Source organism: Bradyrhizobium sp. BLXBL-01 (genome assembly GCF_051853025.1).
Taxonomy (GTDB): Bacteria; Pseudomonadota; Alphaproteobacteria; order Rhizobiales; family Xanthobacteraceae; genus Bradyrhizobium.
In genome coordinates this window covers 1,684,502-1,703,718 of sequence record NZ_CP182471.1, presented here as the reverse complement: position 1 = coordinate 1,703,718, position 19,217 = coordinate 1,684,502, and the positions used below count along the sequence as shown (strand labels likewise).

Annotated in this window: 18 protein-coding genes; 14 read left to right on the top strand and 4 right to left on the bottom strand. The window is 58.0% G+C overall.

Annotation, left to right across the window (positions count from 1 at the left end; all coding sequences use genetic code 11):
• Nucleotides 1–6: 6 nt before the first annotated feature.
• Together sctJ and ACNJYA_RS07980 are read right to left on the bottom strand one after the other, a co-directional pair.
• A complete protein-coding gene (gene sctJ, locus ACNJYA_RS07985) occupies nucleotides 7–873 on the bottom strand; it encodes a type III secretion system inner membrane ring lipoprotein SctJ (protein ID WP_439402388.1) in 867 nt (288 codons plus the stop codon).
• Between the two features lie 8 nt (nucleotides 874–881).
• The gene (locus tag ACNJYA_RS07980) at nucleotides 882–1,382 is read right to left on the bottom strand and encodes a nodulation protein NolB (RefSeq protein ID WP_439403395.1); all 501 of its coding nucleotides are present in this window, start codon (nucleotides 1,380–1,382) and stop codon (nucleotides 882–884) included.
• A gap of 183 nt (nucleotides 1,383–1,565) precedes the next feature.
• Here ACNJYA_RS07980 and ACNJYA_RS07975 point away from each other — a divergent pair, with 183 nt between their 5' ends.
• The 3 genes from ACNJYA_RS07975 (at nucleotide 1,566) to ACNJYA_RS07965 (ending at nucleotide 4,632) form a co-directional block, all read left to right on the top strand.
• Nucleotides 1,566–2,261, top strand: coding sequence for a secretin N-terminal domain-containing protein (locus tag ACNJYA_RS07975; RefSeq protein WP_439402387.1), 696 nt, complete (start codon nucleotides 1,566–1,568; stop codon nucleotides 2,259–2,261).
• A 308-nt stretch (nucleotides 2,262–2,569) separates the two neighbouring features.
• The gene (locus ACNJYA_RS07970; RefSeq protein WP_439402386.1) at nucleotides 2,570–3,436 is read left to right on the top strand and encodes a hypothetical protein; all 867 of its coding nucleotides are present in this window, start codon (nucleotides 2,570–2,572) and stop codon (nucleotides 3,434–3,436) included.
• Nucleotides 3,437–4,428: 992 nt separating this feature from the next.
• Nucleotides 4,429–4,632 (top strand): hypothetical protein, encoded by a 204-nt coding sequence (locus tag ACNJYA_RS07965; protein WP_439365893.1) that lies wholly within the window; start codon nucleotides 4,429–4,431, stop codon nucleotides 4,630–4,632.
• A 594-nt stretch (nucleotides 4,633–5,226) separates the two neighbouring features.
• On the opposite strand, the gene ACNJYA_RS07960 is transcribed toward ACNJYA_RS07965, so the two are convergent.
• Nucleotides 5,227–6,672 carry a DUF1521 domain-containing protein gene (locus tag ACNJYA_RS07960; RefSeq protein WP_439402385.1) on the bottom strand — a complete coding sequence of 482 codons (1,446 nt, stop codon included), beginning with the start codon at nucleotides 6,670–6,672 and terminating at the stop codon, nucleotides 5,227–5,229.
• Between the two features lie 921 nt (nucleotides 6,673–7,593).
• On the opposite strand from ACNJYA_RS07960, the gene ACNJYA_RS07955 reads away from it, so the two are divergent.
• The 7 genes from ACNJYA_RS07955 (at nucleotide 7,594) to ACNJYA_RS07925 (ending at nucleotide 12,875) form a co-directional block, all read left to right on the top strand.
• Entirely contained in the window at nucleotides 7,594–7,902 is a 309-nt protein-coding gene (locus tag ACNJYA_RS07955) for a hypothetical protein (protein ID WP_439402384.1), read from the top strand.
• 42 nt (nucleotides 7,903–7,944) lie between these two features.
• Entirely contained in the window at nucleotides 7,945–8,136 is a 192-nt protein-coding gene (locus ACNJYA_RS07950) for a hypothetical protein (protein ID WP_439365889.1), read from the top strand.
• Nucleotides 8,137–8,247: 111 nt separating this feature from the next.
• On the top strand, nucleotides 8,248–9,141 hold the full coding sequence (locus ACNJYA_RS07945; RefSeq protein WP_439402383.1) for a SctD/MshK family protein: 894 nt from the start codon (nucleotides 8,248–8,250) through the stop codon (nucleotides 9,139–9,141).
• A gap of 33 nt (nucleotides 9,142–9,174) precedes the next feature.
• Nucleotides 9,175–9,711 (top strand): hypothetical protein, encoded by a 537-nt coding sequence (locus ACNJYA_RS07940; RefSeq protein WP_439402382.1) that lies wholly within the window; start codon nucleotides 9,175–9,177, stop codon nucleotides 9,709–9,711.
• Nucleotides 9,712–9,713: 2 nt separating this feature from the next.
• Nucleotides 9,714–10,145 (top strand): tetratricopeptide repeat protein, encoded by a 432-nt coding sequence (locus tag ACNJYA_RS07935; RefSeq protein ID WP_439402381.1) that lies wholly within the window; start codon nucleotides 9,714–9,716, stop codon nucleotides 10,143–10,145.
• Between the two features lie 9 nt (nucleotides 10,146–10,154).
• Nucleotides 10,155–12,254 (top strand): type III secretion system export apparatus subunit SctV, encoded by a 2,100-nt coding sequence (gene sctV, locus ACNJYA_RS07930; RefSeq protein ID WP_439402380.1) that lies wholly within the window; start codon nucleotides 10,155–10,157, stop codon nucleotides 12,252–12,254.
• A 30-nt stretch (nucleotides 12,255–12,284) separates the two neighbouring features.
• Entirely contained in the window at nucleotides 12,285–12,875 is a 591-nt protein-coding gene (locus tag ACNJYA_RS07925) for a tetratricopeptide repeat protein (protein WP_439402379.1), read from the top strand.
• 109 nt (nucleotides 12,876–12,984) lie between these two features.
• On the opposite strand, the gene ACNJYA_RS07920 is transcribed toward ACNJYA_RS07925, so the two are convergent.
• A complete protein-coding gene (locus ACNJYA_RS07920; protein ID WP_439402378.1) occupies nucleotides 12,985–13,239 on the bottom strand; it encodes a hypothetical protein in 255 nt (84 codons plus the stop codon).
• Nucleotides 13,240–13,736: 497 nt separating this feature from the next.
• Between ACNJYA_RS07920 and ACNJYA_RS07915 the strand changes: the two genes are divergently transcribed.
• From ACNJYA_RS07915 to ACNJYA_RS07900, 4 genes are all read left to right on the top strand, one after another.
• Nucleotides 13,737–15,185: a M16 family metallopeptidase gene (locus ACNJYA_RS07915; RefSeq protein WP_439402377.1), complete on the top strand. Its 1,449-nt coding sequence runs from the start codon at nucleotides 13,737–13,739 to the stop codon at nucleotides 15,183–15,185.
• Nucleotides 15,186–15,244: 59 nt separating this feature from the next.
• Nucleotides 15,245–16,645 (top strand): M16 family metallopeptidase, encoded by a 1,401-nt coding sequence (locus tag ACNJYA_RS07910; RefSeq protein WP_439403394.1) that lies wholly within the window; start codon nucleotides 15,245–15,247, stop codon nucleotides 16,643–16,645.
• A 1,014-nt stretch (nucleotides 16,646–17,659) separates the two neighbouring features.
• On the top strand, nucleotides 17,660–18,409 hold the full coding sequence (locus tag ACNJYA_RS07905) for a hypothetical protein (RefSeq protein WP_109145653.1): 750 nt from the start codon (nucleotides 17,660–17,662) through the stop codon (nucleotides 18,407–18,409).
• A gap of 58 nt (nucleotides 18,410–18,467) precedes the next feature.
• Nucleotides 18,468–19,187 carry a hypothetical protein gene (locus tag ACNJYA_RS07900; RefSeq protein ID WP_439402376.1) on the top strand — a complete coding sequence of 240 codons (720 nt, stop codon included), beginning with the start codon at nucleotides 18,468–18,470 and terminating at the stop codon, nucleotides 19,185–19,187.
• The last annotated feature ends 30 nt before the right edge of the window (nucleotides 19,188–19,217 follow it).

Below are 19,217 nucleotides of genomic sequence, written 5' to 3'. Positions count from 1 at the left end.
TCCTGACTATGTCGCATCAGCAATCAACTTTTTGTCCGCCGCCTGCTCAGCAGACGCACGCGAGCCGCTACCAAACATGCTCAGCTTGCGCGATGATCGTCCAAACTGACGCATGCGCGGACCCAGCAATACGCAAGATACGATGCCGAATAGCGCTCCGGCGCCTCCCACAGCAAGCGCAAGCAACGGCGCTGAGCCGGCTCTTGCTGACTGAACCGTAGGGGGTACCGGCGCGATAGACTGCTCGATTGGAGCGCGATCGACCGGCACGAAGACGACGGCGACCTTGTCATAGGACAGGCCTTCAATGCTGTTTGCGACGAGCATCTTGATCTGCGGCAACAGTGCCGAGAGCTTCGCGCTGGAGCCATGGCGAATGAAGACCGAGGCTGAGGACGGGGTCGCATCTTGTCGCAGCAAGTCGTTCTTCGGCAGAACGACGTGGACACGTGCTGAAAGGACGCCATCTATATCGCTGATCGTGCGGGACAATTCTTCGCTTAGAGCATAAACGTAACGTGCCCGCTCCTCGATCGGCGAGGCAACGAGGCCCGATCCCTTGAACACCTCGCCGAGATTCTTGAAGGATTGGCGCGGCAACCCCTCGACATTTAGCAGGTCAATTGAATAAGCGAGCTGCTTTTCCTCGACCTGGATTGTACTGGTTCCGTCCTTGGCGACAACGCGGACAGCATCAACGCCCTTGCTAAGGAGAAGCGCGAGCATCTCATTAGCCTCGCGCTCCTGAATTTTGGTGTAGAGATCAGCCTTACAGCCGATCAGCGAGAAGAGAAGGGGCATCGCAAGACACATGCGAAGCCACCGCCACGATTGACGGCCGCCACAGCTATCCCTTTTTATATCGCCGGTCATCAGCTTACTCAGCCGGCCGATAGCAGCTTGTTTAGCGACGAGCTGACAGCGCTAGTGCCCTTGGAGACGAGGGAAACCTGAATAACGTCCCTGTATACGTCTCGCAGATTCGTCATCATCGATTCAAAATCGGCTCCAACCGGTTTACCAGTCGCATGTGCACCGACGTTATCCGTCTGCAGAAGCGGCTGCGTAGCCGGTCCAGGCGCCACACCAGTCACGGCAACCGACGCAATCGCCGGAGGAACGGCGCGGCCCTGGTACATACTGGAAAGGGTTTGAAGGATCCGGTCACCCGGGGGACTTGCCAGAACATTCGTGCGCTGGACCTCCAATATCGGCGGAGCCGCTACGGGCCGATCGGCGGGCGGGAAAGCGGATCCCTGATTTGCAGCTACTTGCGCCAGGGACTGCTCAAAGCGCGCCTGCTCGCCAGCAGCTGCGGGCGAGCAGGCATTGGAAAGACAGTCGGCCGAACTTGGAGAAATCGGCGTTGCGCCTAACAACATGGGATGAGTCATTGTGCTCGTGTGATGAGACCTAGGCGTTTACCGATGAACCGATCAACTTCATAGGCCGGCGAGCTGACGAAAACCTGACGGAGATCGGTCTGACTGCGTCATCTAAAGATCACGTTTTGCTTTCAAGCTACGACGAAACTCCACTTGATGATGAGCGGAAGGCGCCCGGGAATGCTCGCGCGATCTACGATGGTACAGATTCTAAAAAGAACTCTTTGTGCCGGCGTTTTAGTCTGTATCGGCATAATGCGCTCGTCTGCTGCATCCCTTTCCCTGCCGTCTGCCCCATATAGCTACACCGTTCTCGATCAGGATCTTCCTGCGGCGCTGCAGGAGTTCGGCAACAATCTCAATATCAGGGTCAATGTCAGCGCCGAGGTCAAAGGGCGGATTCGCGGACGAATGCCTGACCTACCGCCACGAGAATTCCTTGACCGTTTGACCTCCCTGTACAATCTTCAGTGGTATTACGACGGGCTCCTCCTTTACATCTCCGCCGCCCACGAGGCGCAAAGCCGGCTCATCGTCTTGAACCCGATCAGCTTCGATGCGTTGAACTCCGCGCTCGACGCCCTCAACATCTCGGATGATCGCTATATCGTGAAGCCGGCTCCGGGAGAGGGACTCATCCTTGCTTCTGGTCCACCCCGATTTGTTGCGCTGGTGGATCAGACCCTTAAAGGCCTTGTGGCGGAAGCGCAGGCCCGACGCAGTCCCGTCGCAGCCGAGAGGCCACAACGCGAGTCGGTTTTGATGTTGTTTCGCGGCTCCTCGAGCACGGTCTTGCGAGACGGGCGGCCGGAAGGTTCTCCCGAAACGCCGCACCATGAGGGCATTTTGCGCGAAACCGGTTTAGGCCAGAAGTGAGGTCGAAGATGCAAGGCCGCTCCGAGCAAAGTCGGTCCGGCAGGCGTACGCCTATATTCATCCGATCGTCAGCTTTTCGAAAGCTACGGTCGCCAGCTTGAGCATGCGAGGTTTGAGCGGCTGCCTTGCTTGGAGCAACCCTGATAGAGGGATCAGAGACCCAGACGCCCAAGGGAAACTTAGGTAGTGCCGTTTTTGCAGGCGGCGCGAGGCATTAGAGATCAATGCGGCCCTCCGCACGCGTGCTTCCGAGCTAGCTGAGGCTTCGCGTAACTCGATGCGCGTCATCAGTTGGAAGGAGGAACAGGGTGGATTTCAATGCAGTCGCCCCGGCGAATACGAGCCCGGAGCCCGACACAGCACAACCGGCTTCAGATGCAACCGAATTCGAGCAGCAGCTCAGCGGCGCACAGGCTCCCGCTTTGGCGCGGGGCGTCGCCCATTCAGTGCTGCAGGGCGAGGCTTATTCACCCTATCTGAACGCGGGCCATCCGTACTCTCCATACTTTGATACCGGACACCTGTATTCGCCTTACGAAGATTTAGCGCATCCCCGTTCGCCAGACTCGGTTTGGCAGGATAATCTATATGCCGCGCCAGCGGCTGTCGCGGCGCCTGAGCCGGAAAACGGCCGGCAGCATCTCTCGCCGCAGACCATCGCTCAGGCGATCGAGGAACATCCCGGCTTCGATCAAGATCTGATATGGCAGAATCTGGATGCCGGCCCGTCTCATGGCGAGCCACGGCACAGTGAGCCGCAAACGGGCCCATCGCATGCAGGACCATCGCACACCGCCCCATTCCAGGGTGAGCCGTCGCACGCCGGCCCATCCCATGCCCGGCCATTGCAGGCGGGACCGCCCCAACCTGGGTCTTCCGCAGCTCCGCCAGAACTTTCCGAGTTCCGCATGTGGGACGGACATCTCGCCAAGGACACTTGGGTGTTTACGCCTCAAACAGCCACCGGCGCTCAGATCGACATGCTGGAGCGCAGCGGAGTGAAGCCAAGCAAAGACAACCCGGCAACAGTTTTCGCCATGCTCGGAGTGCCTCATACGGCCGAATGGAAAGAGGAGGACTTCATTCGTCTCACACCTTCGCTCGATCCGACCCTTTGGCCCGAAGCGTTAGAGCAAGACCAACCTGTAGATGCGGAAGATCCGCCCATCCGCTAACGGCTGCAGCCGTGCCACGGGTGATCTCCCCGTGGCCGACAAAGACTTAGAGATGGCAGGACACCTGGTCAGAGGCGACCCGGGGGCATTCCGCGGCCACTCTTCTCTTTTCCGGCCACTCATATGACCAGCTCGCAAGGGGCAGCGGCCTAGTCAAAGACCGCGCGAGCCGGATGCATGAAATAGCTTTTCATACGGTTCGCTGAGAACACGACGGCCCGCGGAGAAGAACATTGCAATTTAGCTGCGAATTCAGGACTGGCTCGCCAGCCCCGCGACTCACGCTGCGATTTAAGAGCACCGCGAGACGATCATGCGTCCAGACGAGGGTAAGGGCGTTCCGGATCAGGAGAGTCAGGGTACGACCGCCCCCTGAGCACGTTTAACATCAAACTGCTTACGCTGCCGCTTGTCCTCGTTCCTTGGGATTGATCATTCGCAAAGCGAGGACTCTAGCATCTGGCGGTAATGGCCTGCTGATAGCAGCTCTCAGCGAGTATGCCCCCGGATCATCCAAAGCATAAATATCATCAAGATCGCCGGATTGACCCGCGAAAATTCTGCCCGCCACCCAAGGTCTCTCATCTTCTTTTTGCAACCCGGCCGAAGGCAGCTGCTTCCACGCGCTGGCCTGCTTCAGAAGCCGCGCAAGGCGCACCTCTGTCGTGCGCTTTCTTAGCTCGTATCGTGAGATAGAGGCCAGCTCTCTATTACAGCGGAACGCAGATGCCCATCCGATCCACAGGCTCTCAGCCGCGCCTGGAGTCGAACCGAACGCGCCGATGTTCCGCAGCTACGCAGCGGCCGAATGATTCCAGCCGGCAGCGTCCTTTGCACATCACACTCCAAGGGCGGAGCCACCCGAGTCACTGAGCACAGGGAATCACGGCATCAATCCAGCCTCACTCTTCGTCAGCTTCTTGCAAGCTGTCCCTGCTAGAACGGCCGGACTACGTCATCTCGCGGCACCGCCGCTATCTCGGTTTTATGACATGGACACAGGCGCAGCCGACATCGCAGCAACGGCGCCAGAAGCTGGCGCAAACACCGATAACGCCGCGAACGGCGGCGAAAACTCGCCCGCAGCATTGTTGCAGCGAGCCTTCGAAAAGGCTCTGGTTGCCGTCGCCACCCAGGTCATAAGCGATTCCCAGTCAGACATGGATGACGCTATGAGCGAGCTAGATGATGGGTGAAGGCCCGGACTATCAGACGCGCAAAGGGAAGGATCTTCGGAGGGCAAGCCGCACCAAGAACGACCGGCGAAGCGGCCGACTTGCCAAACCAGCCGCTAGATGCGTCTTGGGTGATCCTCCAGCTCGGCGGTGCGGCCGGTCGCAATCCGATCGCACTTGGAACTCTCGGAAGACGCCGCAGCGACTAGCTTACGCGGCGGTGCGCCACAGTCCTCAATGAGGGTTCATCACGAGTGCTTTTCAGTCAGCACATTTCAAAGCGCAACCAACCGCTTCCCCTTTATGATCAATTCCGTCAGCTGGCTGTCCTAGATCGGTTCTGCAGCCGCCGCGAAATGGCGCGCCAGAGAGATCCTCTAAGATCGTAACCTCGGCAGCTTTGGCGCTCGCTGCTCAGATACCTGCATAGCTCCCGGATTGGCGCCCAAGCTTAGGAGGCCCCGATTGCGAGATGAGCGGGGCGATCCTGATCGATACGCCGCCGCATCTACTATCTTCATCGCCGAACACGAAAAGCGGGCGCTAACGCCCGCTTCAGTGACTTACCCGATAATCTGGGAACGCCTCGCAGGACCAGCCAGGCTTGCGGCCAACTCAAGCGTCCGACGGTGTGCCTGGATTCTCATTGCTGTCGATGATCGCCTGGTTAACCTGGCGTCCAGACCGATCAACCCAGCCCGAGCCTGGCTGTTCATAAATCGTCTGGGCTCCATCTGAAGTCAGCTGATCAAGCGTACGGCCTGCATTCGACTGCGTCACCTTAAGATTGTTCTTACCGTCGAAGCGGTCTCCAAGTCCTTCGACGACCATGGCGTTGTTGCCGTTGGTAATGGTCAGCTTCGAGGCCATCGTTTTGCCGTTGCCAATATCAACGGTGTCGATGGTAATTTTCGTGCCGTCGTCGAGCTGGAAGGTCATGTTCTTTTTGAAGTCAAAATCGATCTTGCCGTCACCGTCGGCATCGACGTGGGGGTCGCCCTTGATCGCTGTGATCTTGCCCGTTTGATTGTTGCGAATGAGCACCGTTCCGTCACGTTCGTCCACGAGCATCGAATACTTTTCACCAAGCTTGATCTCTGCCCTGCTGCCCCTGACCTCATGCGACCAGACTGGCGCCGGCTGAGACGACTGCGTGGGCGCCTGGGCGACCGCAACAGGCACCATCGCAAGAGGCGGCGGCGGAGGAGGAATGAAGAAGACAGGGGCGGTAGAGGCAGGCGCTGCGCTTGCATACTGGTAGTTACCCGGCCCGCGCCCTTGTTCGCCTGCATCGATACTCGCCTGATTCACCGCGCGTCCGGCCCCATCGACCCAGCCTTGGCCACTCTCATGGATCGTTTGGGCACCATCGGACGTCAACTCGTCAAGGGTCATGCCAGCATTGGACTGCGTCACCTTTAGATTGTTTTTTCCATCCTTGTCGTCGCCGAGCCCCTCGACAACCATCGCGTTGTGGCCGTTGGTAATGGTAAGCTTTGAAGAGATGGCCTGACCATTACCGTAGTCAACATTATTGACGGTAATTTTCGTGCCGTCGTCGAGCTCAAGTGTCATATCCTTCTTGAAATCGAAGTCGTCTTTGCCGTCTCCGTCGGCATCAACGTGGGGATCGCCATGAATTACCGTGACATGACCGGTCTGGTTGTTGCGAACTGTCCAGGTGCCATCCTTTTCATCGGCCGTAATCGTATACTTGTCCCCAAGGTTGATCGTGGCCTTGCCATCCTTGACCTCGTGCGTCCACACCGGATCCACAGCAGGCTCAGAATTTTGATTCAGCTGGCTCATCAGCATGGTGGGAGGAGGAGGCGCCATCATGTACGCTTGGGTCGTAACGGCGGCTGGCGTGACCACGACCGGAACGGCGACCGAACTGACGAGGGCTGGTGAGGCTACCGGTAGGTACTGGTAGCTCGCCGGAGCATACTGTCCCAACAAGGCGTTGAAGGCGGGAGTGACAACCGCGCCTTCTGGCACCACTCCGTTCATCGAGTCGGCCGCGCCCACCACCGGAAGGCCAGCCACGGGAAGATACGGCATTTAGTTTACTCCTGTTGCATAGACGATCTGTAAAACTGCGAACGCTGCGCGCATAGTCAACCAAGGCACGCTGCTTCGATTTGCATGAGGGGCGCGCCATTAGCTCATCGACGAACGACTACTTCTCTTCCCAGAACCACCAGCCCTAATGAGATCTTCTTTTCGCCGCATCACAGTAGTGCACGATCACATCACGCCCATTTAACTCACAAAGACTGTAGCCCGAATACCTGTCGAAAAGCTGACGACAATGAGCGAGCAAAGCCCCATCTACTTTGACATCGATCGAACGTCCGAGCCGCATCCTTGGCTGAGCTGTATCGCAAGCTTCAACGCACCTGTTCGCAAGATTGGTCTAGGATCAGAGCTCGCCCTATGTCTCCGCGATAAGTGACGCGACGTCTGCCGGTTATTAGCTTGTGATCCCACCCTCACCGCGCAATCAGCGCTCCCGCCGGCCGCGCGCATCATCTGTGAGCAGCGATCGATCGGCTGAACAAGCGCACGGACCGGCCTCCCCGGCATTGGGATCTTCGTTAACCTGACTTTTCGCAAGCCGCCTATGTTAACCAAACGAGTCAAGCGCGGGCCGAGACCCGCACAACTCCATGGCCTTATTCCGCTTCCGCGCTCGATCCGGCGGGCCACGCGCCGGCGCGGGCTCCGCACGGTAAACTCATTCCTGAACGCGCAGCTAAGCACTGCGCAACCCGGCCTTGAGCCAAGCTGACTTTGGGCGGAACTAGGAATGCCCGGGCGATGTGACGATTGCGACAGTTGCAAGCTGCCGACGCATCAACCCACTCGTCGCAACATGAGGCTCGTCAGCTTTTCGAAAGCTAGCGCCCCTAGCATGAGGCCGCTGAGATCTAGGCGAGCAGTCGCCTATTGAGCGCAACAAGACGAGCATAGGAGAATGCGATGATCGGAGAAATGATCGGAAGCGCTGCCGGCGGATACCTTGGCGGCCCTGCCGGAGCGGCCATTGGTTCGGCACTGGGCGGGACCATGGACAAGGTCTTTGACACGGTGGTCCACGCCTTGGTGCCCGACAAGGGTAGCCATGATAAGGCCGTAGACCACAAAGACGCCGGCGACAAGGGCGAGGCACAACCCAAGTCCGATACTCTCAGCAAGAGCCCGGAGCTGAACCTTGGGCTCAGCACGCTCGGCGGTACGCCCATGTTCCTTTCGATTCCTGCGTTCGTCTCGCCGGCCCACACCTCGTAACAACTTAGATCCAAGGTTATCCCAACAGAAAGGTAAATAGACATGGCAGTTGACAATGTTGGCGGAAATGGCGGCGCTGCTGGTGCCCAGCCGACGGGCGATGCGGGCTTCCAGAACCAGATGGCTGAGTTCGAGCGTGTTAGCCAGAAGGTTCAGGCCCAGGCCGTGGCAATGCGTCGAATCACGACCGAGCTCTCGTCCGAGAAGAAGGTCGCGGACGAGCGCGTTCAGTAATTCTGACGGGTGGCTCACCGCGTTGCTACCGTCGCCGCGGTGTGAATGACGAAATCTGGATGAGCCGTACGGCACTGCCGTACGGCTTCTCTCGTTATTCAGGAGGTTGTCGTGAAGGGCTCTGCTTCGCTCGAGTTCGAGGTGCTTTCGGGACTCTATACCGGGCTCAAGGGGAAGGCAGCGGGCGGCGACAGCATTGTTGGCAGCGGCCTCGATGCCGACATGATCTTCGTTGAACAAGGGCTTGAGCCGCATCACCTTCGTATTATCGCGCAGCACGATTCGATCGAGGTCGAGGCGCTCGCCGCCAATATCAGCATAGACGGTCTCGCGAGCATCGCTTCAGGTGAGCGCGTCAGAGTGCCCCTCCCCGCCGTCGTTCATGCTGGCGCGCTATCCATCCGCTGGTCGACAATGGATATCCAGCCGGTTTCTTCGAGCAAGCGCTCTCGCAGCTCGATCGTCGCACTCAGTCTGGTTCTGCTCAGCTCTGTCGTGATCGGCACCGCCTCAACTATCTTCGCCCCCGGCGATAGAGCGGTGGTGCCAAGTACACAGTCGTCGCGCACGGTCGAGATTGCCACTAAGCGAACCGTCGATCATTTTGATCCGAGAGCTGCTGATGAAATGGCCGTATCGCTGCGGCAAGAGATCGAGCGAGCGGGCCTTCTGGACGTTAGGATCGGGCGCGGCCCCGGCGTTTTGACCGCGGAAGGCACAATTACGCCGAACCTCGTCGCAAAATGGAAAGAGATCCAGCAATGGTTCGATCGTCAAACCAACGGCACCACGACCCTTGTGAATGCCGTCACGGTGAAAGAAGAGAAGATGCCGACTTCGATTGCTGTCCAAGCCGTCTGGCGCGGAAGCGAACCTTATCTGCTTATTGCCGGGCAGAAGTATTTCGTCGGCGCGCTCTTAAGCAATGGATGGACCGTTGATCGAATTGAGGATGGACGCGTTCTGCTCAGTCGCAACGGCCGATCTGCCGCCTTGCCATACTAAGGTCTCTAGCCTGCAAGAAAGAAGGAGAAGGCGATGGCTAGGCTGCCCCATCACTCTGTAGGGCCCGGCATCTCATCGCAGGGATTAGATGCGGGCCAGCACGCACCGGTCATCGGCTCGTCTCCCTCGCGAGGTGATAACCTCGAGGTCGGAGGCGCCCATGCGGATAGCGGCACGAAGCGCGCGTCGTGGCGGGATGCGGTTTCGCATGATCTGCCAATTGATGTTGCGAGCGACGAGGCGCTCGAGGTCAACTCCGTCGGCGCCATCTCACGCGTCACTTTATTCGAAAGCGAAGCAGGGGCAAATGAGGTAGATCCACGCGCGATATTGGCTTCGCTCTATGGTCCCAATCTGTCCCGCGGACTACTCTCCTTCGTCGTTCCACGCCTCCGTCATCCGGACGTACTGCGCGCCGACAAGCATGGTGTTCTTCTGGAGCGCTTGACGCGAACGTTGGAGGCGACGCCAGATGACAAGACGGCGCGAGAGTGTTTGGCAATCCTGCAGCAGGAACTACAGCGGTTACTAATGCTCCGGCAAAATCAAAACAGCTTAATCAAGGGCTAGCCATGGCCGATCCTGATGGATTGCAGCATGAGCCCGCTCCCCTGGTTCCAGAAGTCTCCAAATCCGGCGATATTCTGTCGATCTCCGGGCCGGAGCGCGACCTGCTTTGCGCGCTGTCGTATGTACATCTCGCGTGCGGGCAGAGCGCACAAAGTCTGGCTCTGTTGCGAATTGCAGCTCGCGAGCATTCCAACGACATCGGTTTACTCCGCATTCTAGCCTACGCGCTAATCTCCGAGGGCCTTGGCGATGAAGCGCTCCACGTGTTGGACCGGCTGGACGCACTCGATACGCAACCTTCTTCGCGCATACCGATGACGCTGTTGCGCAGTCACGCCCTGCGGCACGCTGGCCGCATGCCCGAGGCTCGCGAGACTTTCCAGCGCTATGTGTCACTGCGCGCGAGCAGGGCCGCCCTCATCAAAAAGCAATAGGGATCTATCATGGCCAACGTCTTGCGTGACTTCATCGTGCGCGCTCCGGCCCACCCGGATTTCATGGTTGCCTTGATGCTGCTTCTAGCGATCGGCATGATGATCATGCCAATCCCAATCATCGTGATCGATATGCTGATTGGCTTCAATCTTGGCTTTGCCATATTGCTGCTGATGGTTGCGCTCTATCTCACCACACCGCTTGATTTTTCGTCGCTACCGGGCGTCATCCTGATCTCCACCGTATTTCGACTGGCGCTAACGATTGCAACAACGCGGCTGATCCTTGCCGAGGGCGACGCCGGCAGCATCATTCACACCTTCGGTGACTTCGTCATTTCAGGGAATATCGCGGTCGGAATCGTCATATTCTTGATCGTGACCATGGTGCAGTTCATGGTTCTTGCCAAGGGTGCCGAACGCGTCGCAGAGGTGTCTGCGCGCTTCACGCTTGACGCGCTACCAGGCAAGCAGATGGCGATCGATGCGGAACTGCGCAACAATCACATTGATCAACACGAAGCACGCCGCCGACGTGCCGCCTTGGAGCAAGAGAGCCAACTTCATGGCGCGATGGATGGCGCCATGAAGTTCGTTAAGGGAGACGCGATCGCAGGACTAGTCGTGATCTGCATCAATATGCTGGGCGGAATCAGCATCGGTCTGCTCTCAAAGGGTATGTCGCTCGATGACGCGTTGCATCAATACACGCTTTTGACGATCGGTGATGCGCTCATTTCGCAGATTCCGGCGTTGCTGCTGTCAATTACCGCTGCGACCATTGTCACGCGCGTCAACGGGCCCTCCAAACTCAAACTCGGCGCCGATATCGTTCACCAACTTACCGCAAGTACGCAGGCGCTTAGGCTAGCGGCCTGCGTCTTGGTATTCATGGGGCTTGTTCCCGGCTTTCCTTTGCCCCCGTTTGTCGTGCTAGCCGTCCTGTTCGCTGCCGCCAGCTTCGTCAAGATCGGCGCCAAAGGCGACAAGCCTGCCGCTAAAATAGGAGCGAGCGCCGCTGCTTCGGCGCCGGCTCCGGTAGCCGCCCAGAAGCAGACCGCACATGCGGAAGCACTTCCGATCGCGTTGTTCCTTGCACCGAATCTGACGGATTCAATCGACAAAGACGAGCTGGAAGAGAGCATTTCGCGTGTTTCAAGGCTGGTCTCGGCGGACCTTGGCATCACCATTCCGCGTATCCCGGCCCAAATCGGCGAGAGCTTGTCCTCGTCGCAATTCAGGGTGGATGTCGATAGTGTGCCAGTTGAGCGCGATGTGATCAATCCCGGGCACCTGGCGCTCAACGACGATGTGGCGAACATCGAGTTGAGCGGCATCCCCTTTCAGCAAGACCCGGAAACGAATCGTGTCTGGATCGAAGAACGGCATGCAGCGGCCCTCAAGGCCGCTGGAATCGGATATCATCGCCTGAGCGAAGTTCTTGCCTTACGTCTCCATTCCACATTGACACGCTATGCACAGCGCCTGGTAGGTATCCAGGAAACCCGCCAATTGCTCGCCCGGATGGAGCAGGAATATCCTGACCTGGTGAAGGAGGTGCTGCGTACGGCCACCGTCCCTCGGATCGCCGAGGTCCTGCGCCGATTGCTCGATGAAGGCATTCCAATCCGCAATACCCGCTTGCTCCTGGAGGCATTGGCAGAATGGAGTGAGCGCGAGCAAAACGCCGTCCTGCTCACCGAATACGTTCGTGCTACCTTAAAGCGACAAATCTGCTTTCGGTATGCTAACGCCCATCGCGTCGTGGTCGCCTTTATCATCGAGCGTGAGAGCGAGGAAATCATCCGCGGCGCAGTACGGGAAACTGCCGTCGGCCCATACCTCGTCTTGGATGAATGGCAGAGCGAAAAGCTGCTTGCACAATTTCGTCAGATCCATGCCACCATCGCGCAAAGTAAGAGCCAGCCTGTCGTCCTTGGGTCGATGGATATCCGCCGTTTCGTACGCGGTTTTCTCACGCGCAACGGGATCGACCTGCCTGTTCTGTCCTATCAAGATCTCGCCGCCGACTTCACGGTTCAACCGATTGGATCCGTCAAGCTCCCCAAGGCGCCTTCGTCAGGAGGGCTCCTAGCAGCTGCAAACTAAGAACGCGCAGCACTTCCCCGTGAGTAGCCGATGAAACAAAATGAAACCAGGTGCCGCCGGCATTTGTGCTCCGCCAGTCGAGGGCCGCTGCCCGCTCTGCTTGCGATGCTGGCTATTGTGCTGCTCGCTGGCTGCGCTGCCCCAGATAAACATAGGCTCTCACCGCAGCAGACGTCCAAATCTGACCTCGCACACAGCGAAGAAATCGATCCCGCGGTGCGCGAGCGCATTTCGTACGCGCTCGGCTGGGATTCTGATGAAGGGGCTCTGCTCGATGCATTGAAGCAACAGCCGAACAACATCGATGCGGCGATTCCTCTTGCGCGAGTCCTGCTGGCCCGCAACCGTCCGAATGATGCGCTCGAGGTGCTCGACGGCGTGTTATTGGCAGCCCCTGGCGACCTGCGCGCATTGAATGCCAAAGCGGTGGTCCTCGATCACGAGGGCCGCCATCGGGAGGCCCAAGAACTATACCGCCAAGCTCTCGCAGCGGAACCCGCAAACCCGATGCTGCGCAACAATTTCGGACTGTCCCTCGCCCTTGAAGGCAAGAAGGAGGCTGGGGATGCCAGCTCAGCACCGCAGGCGGGCGGCCGGAACGCATTGGCTCGTTCAAGATAAGCGTAGCGATGAGGAGCGAGGCGGAAATAGCGAAGCTTGATGCTCAGCTTGCCGACCGCTGGGCTTACCCACCCGCTCGTCGATAACGCGGGCGTATCTTGCTTGAACATCAGGTCCAGATCGACGGTAACAAACCGCTTGTGCTCTCCCACTCTTCCAATACGGAAGCGAAATCCCGCGCAGCAGCGTCGGGCTTTCTTGAGGTAAGTGAGCGATCATGGTGCTTGATCCCGCCAAGCACGAGGACAAACGGAAGAACAAAGACGGCAAATGGCAGCGAGCGGGCAAAACGCCTTTGTATCTTGCCGCGATTGAAGACAATAGCAGCAAATGCCAAGTTTACCGAAAGTGTGGCAACGCCCACGAACGATCAGTATGATGATGACTATGACTTTATGTAGAGCGTACACGAACCACGAAGAGCGATTGGCCAGATCGACCTTGTGAGGTCAGGCTCGCACTGAATGACCTAATCCGCGCGACCGATAATCTACGTTATTCTGGCAGCTTCGTCCTGGATTACTTCGACGCAGCATACTCCAAGCTGCTGCTCGCCGAGTGCCACCTCGCGGCCACGAGAAATATTGTCAAGCCACTCACTCTTTTAGAGCGAGACGTGTGATGGCGAGCCTGCCGGGTATTGTGCTGACGACATATCGTGCTCGATTGACCTGAAGTCTCGATTGGACGCGAAGTTCTCCTGACGCGTTGCGCGCAACGTCGTTGTGTGCCGTTGCGTACGCGAGGCGCCATCCGGCGATTGGTCCGGATTTTGCTCCACTGTTTGCCAAGACGAGGCGCGGCTCCCCGCCGTGTCGGATTTTCTACCATAATGACGACTATGAAACGAAAGGCGATGCCATGAAGAACCGGCTTTCGGTCACCGGCAAGGCGGCAAGCAGCGCCGCTGAAGGGTCGGAGTCGACGACGCGCACCGCCCCGGCGGTCGAGCGCAAAACGGAGAATGGCACCGGCTTATACCTTCCTGACGAGGCTAGCGTCTTTGCCGACCCGGGCAAATCAGATCAACCAGCATGCTTCACAATTCAGAACGGCCTGCAAGTCGTCGTAATCCCGGATCATCGCACACCCGTCGTGACTCAGATGATTTGGTATAAGGTCGGTTCCGCGGACGAACCAGCTGGCAAATCGGGGCTTGCGCATTTCCTCGAACACCTGATGTTCAAGGGCACATCCAAACATCCGGCGGATGAGTTCCGCAAGGCTGTGCTGCGCGCCGGCGGCTATCAGAACGCCTTTACCGGATTCGACTTCACCAGCTACTTCCAGCACGTGCCTCGCGAGCACCTCGCCAAGATGATGGAATTTGAAGCCGACCGCATGATCGGTCTCAATCTCAAGGACGAGGATGTGCTGTCCGAGCGCGACGTCGTGCTGGAGGAATTCAATATGCGCGTCGCCAACCAACCAGGTAACCGGCTTGCTGAGCAGATGATGGCGGCGCTTTACCTTAACCATCCCTATGGCCACCCCATTATTGGGTGGCGCCAGGAAATCGAAAAGCTTACCCGAGAGGACGCGCTTACCTTCTACAAGCGCTTCTATGCACCCAACAACGCAATCCTGATTGTCGCTGGCGACGTAACCAGCACGGAGATGCTCTCGCTGGTGAAGGAGACGTTTGGCGACATCCCTGCGCAACCGTCGATTCCCGTGCAGCGCCTGCGGCCGCAGGAGCCGACGCCGGCCGCGCAGCGCAGAGTGACGTTGGCCGATTCCCGCGTCGAGCAACCAGCCCTGCACCGCTATTATCTGGTACCGTCGGCTCGCACCGCCGCCCCTGGGGAGGGTCCGGCGCTTGAGGTGCTCGAGCAGTTGATGGGCGGCGGTGTCAACTCATATCTCTATCTCTCGCTCGTCGTCGAAAAGCAGCTCGCGGTCACTGCCAAAGCGAGCTACCAATCTGCCGCACTCGATCCCTCGCTATTCGAGATTTCCGCCATACCAAAACCTGGCGTCCAACTCAGCCTGCTCGAGCAGTCCATCGACGAGGTAATCGCCGACATTGCCCGTAATCCCGTGAGCACCGAAGATCTGCAGAGGGCGAAGACGCGGCTGATTGCGCAAGTCACCTACGCCCAGGACAGTCAGGAAATGCTCGCGCACCGGTATGGCCGCGGCCTGACGACGGGACTATGCATCGAGGATATTGAACGCTGGCCGGACGACATCCGCGCTGTCGGTGCACGGCAGGTGCACGAGGCAGTGCGGAAATGGCTCGACAAGAAACGAGCGGTGACCGGCTATCTCATAAAAGAGTCTACTCCACGACACTGGGAGAAGCTCTAGTGATTTATCCTTGCACACGACGTGGGATCCTTCTCGGCGGAGCGTCGCTCTCCATCGCTATGCTCGCTTCGCCAAATTCGGGTGCCGCCGCGCGGTCACTTGGCCGAACCAGGATCAAGCGCCTAATTTCGTCTTGCGGTATAGAAGCCTGGTTCGTGAAGGATTCTACCGTCCCATTGATTACGATGGAATATGCCTTCACCGGCGGCGCGACTCAGGACCCCGCTCAAAAACCTGGCGTCGGTCACATGGTGTCTGGCCTGCTCAAGGAAGGTTCCGGCGACTTTGACTTCAGGACCTTTCATCAGCGGCTAGACCGTCGTGCCATTGAGTTGGGCTTTCATGTGACACCTGATCACTTTCGCGGTGCCTTGTGCACGCTCCAGGACAACGCGGACGAGGCCTTCGAGCTGTTACGGACGGCGCTAACCTCCCCGCGTTTCGACTCGGCCGACGTCGAACGGACCCGTGCTACTGTGCTTGCGCGCCTTCGGCACGCCTCGACCGATCCTTCGTCCCTGGCTCATCGCAAGTTTCTCGAAGTCGCGTTTAGGGATCATCCTTATGCTCGCCCAGCCGAAGGCTTGCTGGAAAGCGTGCCGAAGATCGAGGTTGCGGATCTCAAGGGTTATGTCCGACGCGTGATCGCAAAAGACACGCTCAAAGTCGCTATTGTCGGCGACGTTGATCCAGCGGTCGTCTGCAACTTGCTCGACAAGACATTTGGCGGCCTGCCGAGCAATGCAGAAGCGGTGCCGGTTGCGGAAGTCATCGCAGCAAAGCCGCCACAGCGGGTCTTCATTCCGGTCGATGTGCCGCAAACAGTTGTGACTTTTGGAGGTCCGGCCGTTCGTCGGAGCGAACCGGATTTCATGGCCGCCTATATCGTCAACCACATCCTCGGCGGCGCCGGCCTTACGTCTCGCCTGTTCCGCGAAGTCCGCGATAAGCGCGGGCTGGCCTATTTCGTCCGTGAGCACCTTGTCTGGTTGGACCATTCAGCCATTTTTCTCGGCAACAGCGGCACCTGCGCAGATCGTGCCGGCGAGACGGTCGAAGAAATCGAGAAGCAGGTCCGCCACATCGCCAAGGAAGGACCTACTCAGCAGGAGCTCGATGACGCAAAGTCCTACCTAAAAGGCTCGCAACAGGTGGCTCTCAACACATCATCTAAGCTTGCGCGAACGCTACTGCAGAATCAGATTGACAAGCTGCCCATCGACTATTTCGAAAAGCACAATGCCCTGGTCGATGGGGTGACGCTGGAGGACGCCAAGAGAGCAGCACAGCGGCTGTGGGGCGAGGGTCTGCTCACAATTATCGTTGGCCGCTCCTCGAACGACGCAACGCAGTGCACCCCCATGCGAACCGGGACCACACCCCCGCCAGGTGCCGATCAGCCAGACGCCGGGCCGACAACGCCGCTAAAATTAAGCTTTCTGGCAGCGCCGGCCGCCTAGCAAGCGCATCGCCTTTGCGCGTAGAGTGCATCTAGCACCCGCCTTTAGCTCGTGGAGATCCGTCGTTAAGCCATTACCATACGGCCGCTCGAGGCCGCTTCTACGCAAATGCGTTTAAACAACCTTTTCAGGTTGTCAAAGTGGGCGCTTTAAACCGGAGCGTACGCGGTCTGCCGCTTCAAGGAAGCGGCTAACAAGAGTGCCATGGCTATCGATTATTCCAGTAAGAACCTCCTTGACTGGTAGGACGTAGCTCGGCGAAATCCGTGTCCAACACAAAGATCGCCGTTCCGGCCACCAGACGCGCGCTTCTTCTATCGGAGCGTCCGATATCGCTTCACCTCCTATGATGCGGGTCCGCCGGCGCCCCGCTCCTCCTTCGATCTTGTTCTCCGTGGCCCGATAATCCCGCCGCAGAGCGAACAGACGCATGGTTGCTATTGCGTCACCAACGCGCTCCAGCTTTCGCATATCCCGATATTCATCAGCAGAGTGAGAGTGCGAGCTCGGTCGTTCAGGGTGATCTTTCAGAAATTAACCAGCCGCTTCGCTCTCTGCCGAAAAGACGACCGTCTGATCCAGCAGACCCTTGTGGTCTGCCAAGCGATAGGCGCACCGCGTCGCATCGCCTTGATCTGCGCTTTCATCGAGCGCCCAATCTGACGCCACGTTAGTTTCCGTCGCTCCATGAAAAGTAGATAGCGGCGGCAACGGCATCTATGAATAACCTATGTCGTTACAACGATCACTACAGGCGGACAGTTGATTCTTGCCCCGCGCATTCCAACTGCCCACAAACCTCACGTAGATCACCAATACAAGCGATTACTCCCATTCTCCGGCCTGCATGATCGGACGATGTTACTCGCTCAATGTTGAAAACGTTTATCAGTTGCAGAGCTCCAGCATCGAAGGTTCATTGCCCCTTCTTTCTGCCATGATCGCACCCAAAAGCAGAGACGCGCCGATTGCGCACTTTGCGCGCGGCAATAACGAGTGTCTCAGGAGATGTTGATGGTTAAGCCAGTTGTAATTGTGGTCGGCGCGGACAAGGGAGGAGTCGGCAAGACGACCGTATCACGAACGCTACTGGACTACTTCAGCGTCAACAACGTGCAAACACGCGCATTCGACACAGAGTCGCCCCGCGGAACGCTGAAACGCTTTTATCCCGAGATCACTGAGATCGTCGATATGACCACGACGGCGGACCAGATGAAGATCTTCGATACCTTGAACTCAGGGCTATCTGTCACTGTCATCGATGCTCGGGCAGGCCTACTGTCCTCTGCGTTGGCTTCCTTGCGGGACATCGGCTTTCTGGACTCGGCCCGGTCGGGCCAGATCACATTTGCCGTGTTCCACATCCTGGGATCATCCATCGCTTCGCTAGACGAGATCGCTGAAACCGCGACTTTCATGAGCGGCGCAAAGTACTACCTGGTCAAGAACTTCATCAACGACACTCAATTCTTCCAGTGGGATCAGGCGACATATAATTCCTATTTTCACCGCATCAAACATGCGACTGAGTTGACCATACCGAAGCTCAACGAGATGGCCTATGAGCAGGTGGAAGTCGCATCCGTCCCATTCATAGACTTCGTGGCAAACAAGGGACGGAACGATGAACCCGCGAACAACTCCTTCGTCCTGCGCGGCTATGTCCGGCATTGGCTGGCAAATGTCTGGAGCGAATTTGATCGCATCAACTTGACGGAATTGGCGGGGGCCAAGTCCGCCACCCGGGCCGGCGAAAAGTAGCGGCATATCCGGCGAGCTCCGGTCGGGCCCACGTACGGAACGAATTGATCTGCTGGCTATGTTAGCGACCCCCATCTACATCATCTGCTCTCCTAGCCCGCAGGTCGGTAAAACGCTCATCGCTCGGGCCATGAGCGAGTTCTTGCTTCTGAAAAACGGCACAGCGCTATCGTTCGATGTCAACTTGAAAGAGCCGTCATTGCTCGACTACCTGCCCAACATCACGGAGACCGCTGATGTGATTGACACTTACGGCAAGATGCAGCTGATGGACCCTCTGATCATCCACGATCGGGTACCCAAGGTCATTGACCTCGGCTTTCACGTCTTCGACGAATTCTTCAAGATGTGCGAGGAGATAGGCTTCATGAAGGAGACAGCGCGCTGCTATGTCGCCCCTATCATCCTCTTCGTCGCGGGCGCAGACCGCATCTCCTTTCGCGCTTATGAAATGCTGCGGCGGCGAATTCCGCCGGCGTCGTTGGTCACCGTCCACAATGAATTCGTGCTGCGTGGCGAATTGCCGGAAGTAATGGATCACGAGCGGGTGATTCGGATTTCCGCACTTCCCCTGTTCCTTAAACGATATATAGACCGGCTGAGCTTTTCCTTCACTGGATATCTGCGCGACGAGAAGGATTGGTCCACCGAGCTGCATCAATGGATTCGACGCAATTACAGCATGTTTCGCGATCTGGATTCGAGTGTGACGCTGCGAAGGCCTGACCGTCGACGGGGAACGGATATCGATAGCCTACGTTGCACAAGGGCTACTTAAGAGTTCGGACTGATAGCCATCTGTTCGTCC

What these genes read in the sequence shown, in the direction of transcription:
- ACNJYA_RS07960 (WP_439402385.1), bottom strand. Translation starts at nt 6,672, where the DNA reads ATGCCGTATCTTCCCGTGGCTGGCCTTCCGGTGGTGGGCGCGGCCGAC.
- ACNJYA_RS07935 (WP_439402381.1), top strand. Translation starts at nt 9,714, where the DNA reads ATGGCCGATCCTGATGGATTGCAGCATGAGCCCGCTCCCCTGGTTCCA.
- ACNJYA_RS07940 (WP_439402382.1), top strand. Translation starts at nt 9,175, where the DNA reads ATGGCTAGGCTGCCCCATCACTCTGTAGGGCCCGGCATCTCATCGCAG.
- ACNJYA_RS07975 (WP_439402387.1), top strand. Translation starts at nt 1,566, where the DNA reads ATGCTCGCGCGATCTACGATGGTACAGATTCTAAAAAGAACTCTTTGT.
- sctV (WP_439402380.1), top strand. Translation starts at nt 10,155, where the DNA reads ATGGCCAACGTCTTGCGTGACTTCATCGTGCGCGCTCCGGCCCACCCG.
- ACNJYA_RS07910 (WP_439403394.1), top strand. Translation starts at nt 15,245, where the DNA reads ATGCTCGCTTCGCCAAATTCGGGTGCCGCCGCGCGGTCACTTGGCCGA.
- ACNJYA_RS07950 (WP_439365889.1), top strand. Translation starts at nt 7,945, where the DNA reads ATGGCAGTTGACAATGTTGGCGGAAATGGCGGCGCTGCTGGTGCCCAG.
- ACNJYA_RS07905 (WP_109145653.1), top strand. Translation starts at nt 17,660, where the DNA reads ATGGTTAAGCCAGTTGTAATTGTGGTCGGCGCGGACAAGGGAGGAGTC.
- ACNJYA_RS07900 (WP_439402376.1), top strand. Translation starts at nt 18,468, where the DNA reads ATGTTAGCGACCCCCATCTACATCATCTGCTCTCCTAGCCCGCAGGTC.
- sctJ (WP_439402388.1), bottom strand. Translation starts at nt 873, where the DNA reads ATGACCGGCGATATAAAAAGGGATAGCTGTGGCGGCCGTCAATCGTGG.
- ACNJYA_RS07980 (WP_439403395.1), bottom strand. Translation starts at nt 1,382, where the DNA reads ATGTTGTTAGGCGCAACGCCGATTTCTCCAAGTTCGGCCGACTGTCTT.
- ACNJYA_RS07965 (WP_439365893.1), top strand. Translation starts at nt 4,429, where the DNA reads ATGGACACAGGCGCAGCCGACATCGCAGCAACGGCGCCAGAAGCTGGC.
- ACNJYA_RS07925 (WP_439402379.1), top strand. Translation starts at nt 12,285, where the DNA reads ATGAAACAAAATGAAACCAGGTGCCGCCGGCATTTGTGCTCCGCCAGT.
- ACNJYA_RS07955 (WP_439402384.1), top strand. Translation starts at nt 7,594, where the DNA reads ATGATCGGAGAAATGATCGGAAGCGCTGCCGGCGGATACCTTGGCGGC.
- ACNJYA_RS07915 (WP_439402377.1), top strand. Translation starts at nt 13,737, where the DNA reads ATGAAGAACCGGCTTTCGGTCACCGGCAAGGCGGCAAGCAGCGCCGCT.